The 6,027-nt window shown below is 65.9% G+C and carries 7 protein-coding genes; 5 read left to right on the top strand and 2 right to left on the bottom strand.

Annotation, left to right across the window (positions count from 1 at the left end):
* Window positions 1–224 (top strand): hypothetical protein (locus AVMA1855_RS24670; protein ID WP_284427717.1); only part of this gene is annotated, 224 nt, incomplete at its 5' end.
* Between the two features lie 37 nt (window positions 225–261).
* On the opposite strand, the gene AVMA1855_RS24665 is transcribed toward AVMA1855_RS24670, so the two are convergent.
* Entirely contained in the window at window positions 262–420 is a 159-nt protein-coding gene (locus tag AVMA1855_RS24665) for a hypothetical protein (protein ID WP_284427716.1), read from the bottom strand.
* On the opposite strand from AVMA1855_RS24665, the gene AVMA1855_RS24660 reads away from it, so the two are divergent.
* The 4 genes from AVMA1855_RS24660 (at window position 404) to AVMA1855_RS24645 (ending at window position 5,280) form a co-directional block, all read left to right on the top strand.
* The gene (locus AVMA1855_RS24660; RefSeq protein WP_284427715.1) at window positions 404–640 is read left to right on the top strand and encodes a hypothetical protein; all 237 of its coding nucleotides are present in this window, start codon (window positions 404–406) and stop codon (window positions 638–640) included. The genes AVMA1855_RS24665 and AVMA1855_RS24660 overlap by 17 nt on opposite strands.
* A 352-nt stretch (window positions 641–992) precedes the next feature.
* Window positions 993–1,928, top strand: a complete 936-nt coding sequence (locus AVMA1855_RS24655; protein WP_284427714.1) for a hypothetical protein — start codon at window positions 993–995, stop codon at window positions 1,926–1,928.
* A gap of 8 nt (window positions 1,929–1,936) precedes the next feature.
* On the top strand, window positions 1,937–2,410 hold the full coding sequence (locus AVMA1855_RS24650) for a hypothetical protein (RefSeq protein WP_284427713.1): 474 nt from the start codon (window positions 1,937–1,939) through the stop codon (window positions 2,408–2,410).
* A 176-nt stretch (window positions 2,411–2,586) separates the two neighbouring features.
* Window positions 2,587–5,280 (top strand): bifunctional acetate--CoA ligase family protein/GNAT family N-acetyltransferase, encoded by a 2,694-nt coding sequence (locus AVMA1855_RS24645; protein WP_284427712.1) that lies wholly within the window; start codon window positions 2,587–2,589, stop codon window positions 5,278–5,280.
* Between the two features lie 18 nt (window positions 5,281–5,298).
* Here the strand turns inward: AVMA1855_RS24645 and AVMA1855_RS24640 are convergent, their stop codons facing one another.
* Window positions 5,299–5,871 carry a cytochrome b gene (locus tag AVMA1855_RS24640; protein ID WP_284427711.1) on the bottom strand — a complete coding sequence of 191 codons (573 nt, stop codon included), beginning with the start codon at window positions 5,869–5,871 and terminating at the stop codon, window positions 5,299–5,301.
* Between the last annotated feature and the right edge of the window lie 156 nt (window positions 5,872–6,027).

Raw genomic sequence — 6,027 nt, 5'->3', positions numbered from 1 at the left:
ACCTGATCCACCACCGCCAGCTTAAAGGCCAGTGTGTAGTCCTTCTGCGTTCTCTTAACCCATTGATCCACTTGACTTTCCTTTCTGATGAACAGAAAGGTGTCAACCTCATTCAGGACGGGTCACAACGCTGGAAAAGAGCCAGCACGCAAGACTTATTGCCACTCTGCGACCGTTCTTGGCTCGTTCCATTTTTCGCTTCAAGTTTCTGCTGTGAGGACTGACCACAATCAGCGTTCGCCAAGTCTTGGCACCCGCAGTTCACGCACTGTCCATTGTCTTTGGATGCGTCACCCACCAGACCGCACCCATCCAGAATAAAAAGTAGGTCACGCCCGCCAACGCGATGGAAGCGCCTGAAGGCCAATCCAGCTTTGCAGCGAAAGCCAAAGGAACGACCAGGATGGCGGCCAACAGCATGCCTTTGTTCTGGGGATCCAAACCCCCCGATGTCACCCAAAGCGCCACGAAGGTCGAGGCGCACGCCAAGACGAGCGCAATGGCTATCCGTACCCAGAACGGGGTGGTGATTGGTTTGCAACGGACGACACCCATTTGCCACATCCAGATTCAAGATTCAAAGGAAGTCCAACTGTGGCACATGAACGGCGGCTTGTGGCCGGATGGCTGCCTGCCGTGACCCCGCTGCTTCAAGCGTTGCCCGGACGACTGGCTGCGCGCTGATTCATTCCTCCACTGGTGCTCGGGGATTTTCAGGTTGTCCGAAACACTGTTTTTAAGTACAGTCTTTCAAGTTCTCTCCCATCCTTCGCGCCGTGCTGACTACCTGGGCGGCACATGGGCCAACTCGGCGTGAGACACCCCACCGTACCTCGGCCAACGTAGGCCATACAAGGGCCGAAGTACGTTTTCCACTCCACCGCGAAGCCAACTGTCCCGCCCCTTGGCTCCGCATTCATCGCCCGCCGTCTCACACCTTTTTCCAAGGAGGTACGCACGCTGGCCATGCAACCCTTTCAGGAGGCAAAGCAATGCGAGTCAAATTCATGGGATTCCGGTTTGTTCTCCACCCGCAGGGCCCCCTGTCGCTGGAGACCTTCGCGCAGGCCCTATCCGCCCGCGGCTACGACCCCAGCGCGCCCGCGGATGGGCAGCGCCTGTTCTTCCTGAACGATTCGGCGGACCCCGACTACCACGTGGGCGTGGTCATCACCGTCAAGGACCACAAGACCTATTGCGAGCTGGTCCGGGCGCCCACCAACATCCTGGTGCGTGTGGCGCAGGTGCGCCGCGATGCCAGCCTGATGGATTTCAACTTCTTCGTGCTGCACAAGCGCACGGGGGCGGGCATGTACCAGTACTACCACCACTCCTGCAGCGTCAGCACCTTCTGCCACCTGGCCGGCACCCATTTCAACCAGTACAAGGAGTTGGCGATCGCCGAGAAAATCGCGGCGGCTGGTGGCAGTGAGTTGACCGAGGCGCGGCGCGTCAAAATCCGACGCGAGCACAATGCCCGCTTCTCCTGGGAAGTGCTGGTGCGACAAGAGGCGCTGCAGTCCATGATCGAAGAACTGGAGAAGGTGAAGAGTTTCGAATACGTGGTCGCTACGCCCGAGGTGCCGCAGGCGCAGTTCAAGGCCCATACGGCTTACATCAAGAACCGCGCGAGCAAGATCACCTTCGTGGCGGGCACGCCCGGCAGAATGCTGGCGTCGGCCATCCAGGCGTGCGTGAGGGCGGAGCGCCCCCAGCGCGGCCGCATCGAAGGGGTGGATGCCCATGGCGTCGAGAAAGTGATTTCCATCTTGGACAACCCGGAAAATTTCGGCGAATACGACTACGACCAACTGGCCTCCAGGCTCGACCAGCTGGACGTGACGCGCTTTTCCACCGCCTGGGTGGTCGAGGAGCTGCTGCGGCAGTGCCGCGAGCACCGCCACATTTTCGAGATGCCGATGCGATGAGGCGGTATGTGCTCCAGGCGTTGCTGTTCTCGGCCGCCGTGGTGGCCGGTGTGGTCTATGGGGTGCCCGACGCCGATGGGGCCATGCAGTTCTATGGCGAGAAGATCCGGGCCAGCCTGTTCACGGGCCTGCTCACCACGGGCAGCTTCTTGCTGTCGCTCAAGATCTTCATCGTGGTCAAGTTCAAGGAGACGGTGTTCGACACGCCGGGCTACCGCGAGCTGTTCGCTCAGCTCAAAAAGATCGACCCGCGCATCCGGCGCTATGCGCAGGTGCGCAATGTGAGCAACCTGATTTTTGCGTCCATCGTCTCGGCGCTCATCGGGGCCGCGGCGCAGGTCACGCTGGGCCTGTTGGACGTTTTTGCCTGCTTTCTGGCCTGCGTGGCCATCGCCGCGTTCGCGGGGGCCATGCTCTTCCAGACGCTGTGGCTGGTGCACACGATCATCTCGGACTGGCTCGACCGCACCGAGGACCTGTAACGGCTATCTGACGGCTGCCAGAAGCCACAGCGCGTGCCTGGCGGCGCATATCGCCCGGCGCCGGGGTGCCCACGGTGGCCGCGATGCCGCAAAATGCCAGCCACTGGCGCCCATTCGTCCGTCCTGACCGACCGATGCGATGGATTGCCTGCCTGTCTGCCTGCCCGCTGCCTGCCATGATCGAAAAACACTACCTCACCCCGCTCTTCGCCCCCAGCTCCATCGTGGTGCTGGCCGGCCGGGCCGATGCGCCCGAGTCGCTCACGCCGTGCGCCCGCGCGCTGCACACCGCGCTGCGGGCGCAGCGCTTCACCGGAACGCTGCAGTTCCTGGACATCCACACCAGCGGCACGCTGGCCGATCTGGCGCAGACACGCGCGGACCTGGCCCTGATCGCGCTGCCGCCCGAGGATGTGGTGGCGGCGCTGGAGGTGGCCGGGCGCATCGGCTGCCGCGCCGCGCTGGTGATGTCGCACGGTATGGACGCGGACCATGCGGCGCGGCTCAAGCACATCGCTCGGCGCGAGGGCATGCACCTACTGGGCCCCAACTCGCTGGGCCTGCAGCGCCCGCACCTGCAGCTCAACGCCAGCGCGGCCGGGCCGCTGGCGCGGGAGGGGTCGCTGGCGCTGGTGTGCCAGTCGGGGGCGCTCACCGCGTCCATCCTGGACTGGGGCACCAAGAACGCAGTGGGCTTTTCCACGGTGGTATCGCTGGGGCCGAACACCGACGTGGACATCGCCCAAGTGCTGGACTTCCTGGCCAACGACGCGCGCACGCAGAGCATCGTGGTGTACATGGAGGGTATCTCCACCGCGCGCCGCTTCATGAGCGCGCTGCGCTCGGCGGCCAATGCCAAGCCGGTGGTGGTGCTCAAGGCCGGGCGCAAGCCGGCGGGCAACGAGGCGGCGCACACGCACAGCGGCGCCATCGTGGGCAGCGACGACGTGTTCGACGCGGCCCTGCGCCGCGCGGGCGCGGTGCGGGTGCGGTCGTTCGTGGAGCTGTTCTCCGCCGCCAAGTGCCTGGCCTCGCGCTACCGGCCGGTGGGCCGGCGGCTGGCCATCGTCACCAATGGCGGCGGGCCGGGCGTGCTGGCAGCCGATTGGGTGAACGAGATCCTGCTGCAGCTGGGCCGCCTGTCGCCGGCCTCGGCCGAGGCGCTGGCGCCGCAGCTGCCGCCGCTGGCGTCCCTCGCCGATCTGATCGACGTGTCGGAAGAGGCGGGGCCGGAGCACTTCCAGCGCGCGGTTGAGGCGGCCGAGAAGGACCGCCAGATCGACGGCGTGCTCGCCATCTATTCGCCCAAGCCGGGCACCGATGCTGCTGCGGTCGCCACCGCGCTGGCCGAGACCAAGCGCCTGATGGGCAAGCCGCTGCTGGCGTGCTGGATGGGCGATGCCTCGGTGGGACCGGCGCGCGAGGTGCTGCGCGCGGCCGCCATTCCCAGCTTCCGCACGCCCGAGGCGGCCGTGGGGGCCTTCGGCAACATCGCTTCGTTCTACCAGAACCAGCAGTTGCTGCAGCAGACGCCGCCGCCGCTCACCTCGCTGGCCAAGCCCGACATCGAGGGCGCGCGGCTGATGATCGAGAGCGTGCTGGCCGAGCGCCGGCACGTGCTGACCGAGATGGAGTCCAAGACGCTGCTGGCTGCGTTCAACGTGCCGGTCACCAAGACGCTGCTGGCGCGCAGCGCGCACGAGGCGATGATGATCGCCACGCAGCTGGGCTTTCCGGTGGCGCTCAAGATCGATTCGCCCGATGTGAGCCACAAGTCCGACGTGGGCGGCGTGGCGCTCGACATCCACACCGGGGCCGCGGCGCGCGATGCCTATACCGACATGGTGCAGCGCGTGGCCCGCCTGCAACCGGGCGCGCGCATCCAGGGCGTGACGGTGCAGAAAATGGCGCGCGCCCGGCGCGGGCGCGAGATCTGCATCGGCCTGGTGACGGACGACCCGTTCGGCCCGGTGATCACCTTCGGCGCGGGTGGCACGATGATCGAGCTGATCGACGACCGCGCCATGGAGCTGCCGCCGCTCAACCAGTTCCTGGCGCGCCGGCTCATCGAACGCTCGCGCGTGGCCGAGACGCTGGGCGAGTGGCGCGGCGCCAGCGCAGCCAACCGCGAGGCGCTGGAGCAGGTGCTGCTGCGTGTGTCCGAAATGGTGTGCGCGCTGCCGCAATTGCGCGAGATGGACATCAACCCGCTGATCGTGGACGAGCAGGGCGCCGTCGCCGTGGACGCCCGCATCGTGGTCGGCCACGCCGCGCAGTCCGTGGGCGGGCGCAGCGAGCATTACAGCCACCTGTCCATCCTGCCGTACCCGGCGCGCTACGAGCAGGTGTGGCCCCTGCGCGGCGGTGGCGAATACCTGGTGCGCCCGGTGCGGCCCGACGACGCGCAGATGCTGCAAAAGCTGGTCAAGGAGCTGTCGCCCGAGAGCCGGTACTTTCGCTTCATCTCGCAGATCGCCGAGCTGCCGGCCTCGATGCTGGCGCGCTTCACGCTCATCGACTACGACCGCGAGATGGCGCTGGTGGCGGTGTACCGCGAACGCAGCGCGGGCGAGGACGGCGAGATCATCGGCACCGAGCGCATCGTGGGCGTGTCGCGCTACGTGACCAACCCCGACCAGTCCAGCTGCGAGTTCGCGCTGGTGGTGGCCGACGACTTCAACGGCCGTGGCCTGGGATCGCGCCTGATGCTCAGCATCATGGACGTGGCCCGCGACCGCGGCCTGTCCGAGGTCGACGGGCTGGTGCTGGCCAACAACCCCAGCATGCTCAAGCTGATGCGGCGCCTGGGCTTCGAGGTGAAGGCGTACCCGGACGATCCGGATTTCAAGCTGGTGACGCACCAGCTTTGAGGCGGGCGCGCGCCTCTCTCAAGGCAGCATGCGCTTGAGCACGTCGTCTCGCCGGACGTGGTGGTGAAACAGCGCCGCGGCGACATGCAGCACCACCACGATCCAGGCGACCCATTGGCCCAGGAAATGGTGCACCGCGTCGACCGGTGGCTCGAATGCGTCCCAGCCCACGCCCAAGGCACGGCTCAGCCACTCGAACATGGCCGTCTCGCGAAAACTGGGCACGCTGAAAAGGCCGAAGTCGGTGGGTGCGTCGGTGCCGATGTAGCCGGTGAGCGGCATGGCGATCAGCAACCCGTAAAGGCCCCAATGCGCCCATTGGGCCAACCGGTGTTCCAGCGGCGAGCCGGGCGGGTGATCCGGCTGCACGGTCGACAACCGCCACAGCAGGCGCGGCAACACCAGCGTGCCGACCAGCAAGCCCAGGGCCCAGTGAACGTTCAGGACAGGCCAGGATTCGGGCAGGGTGTCATCCATGAACCAGATCACGTAATAGACCACTGCGTAGGCGGCGATGAAGGCCGCGGCGGTGGTCCAGTGAAAGAACTTGGCGATCGCGCCGAATCGCGTGGGCGTGTTTTTCCATGGCATGGGCAGGTTTCCTGTGTGGGGCCGCGAGGGCATTGAAGCGATGGCATCGGTGGCGATGCCCACCGAAGCGCCGCAGGGGCGAACAAGTCGAATTCGTCGGGATGATCCGCGGCGTGAATGGGAAATGCATCGGGGCGCCTGGTATTTCCGGGGCGG

The sequence above is a fragment of the Acidovorax sp. SUPP1855 genome, from assembly GCF_030158955.1.
Taxonomy (GTDB): Bacteria; Pseudomonadota; Gammaproteobacteria; order Burkholderiales; family Burkholderiaceae_C; genus Paracidovorax.
This window is presented reverse-complemented; position numbering and strand designations above follow the sequence as displayed.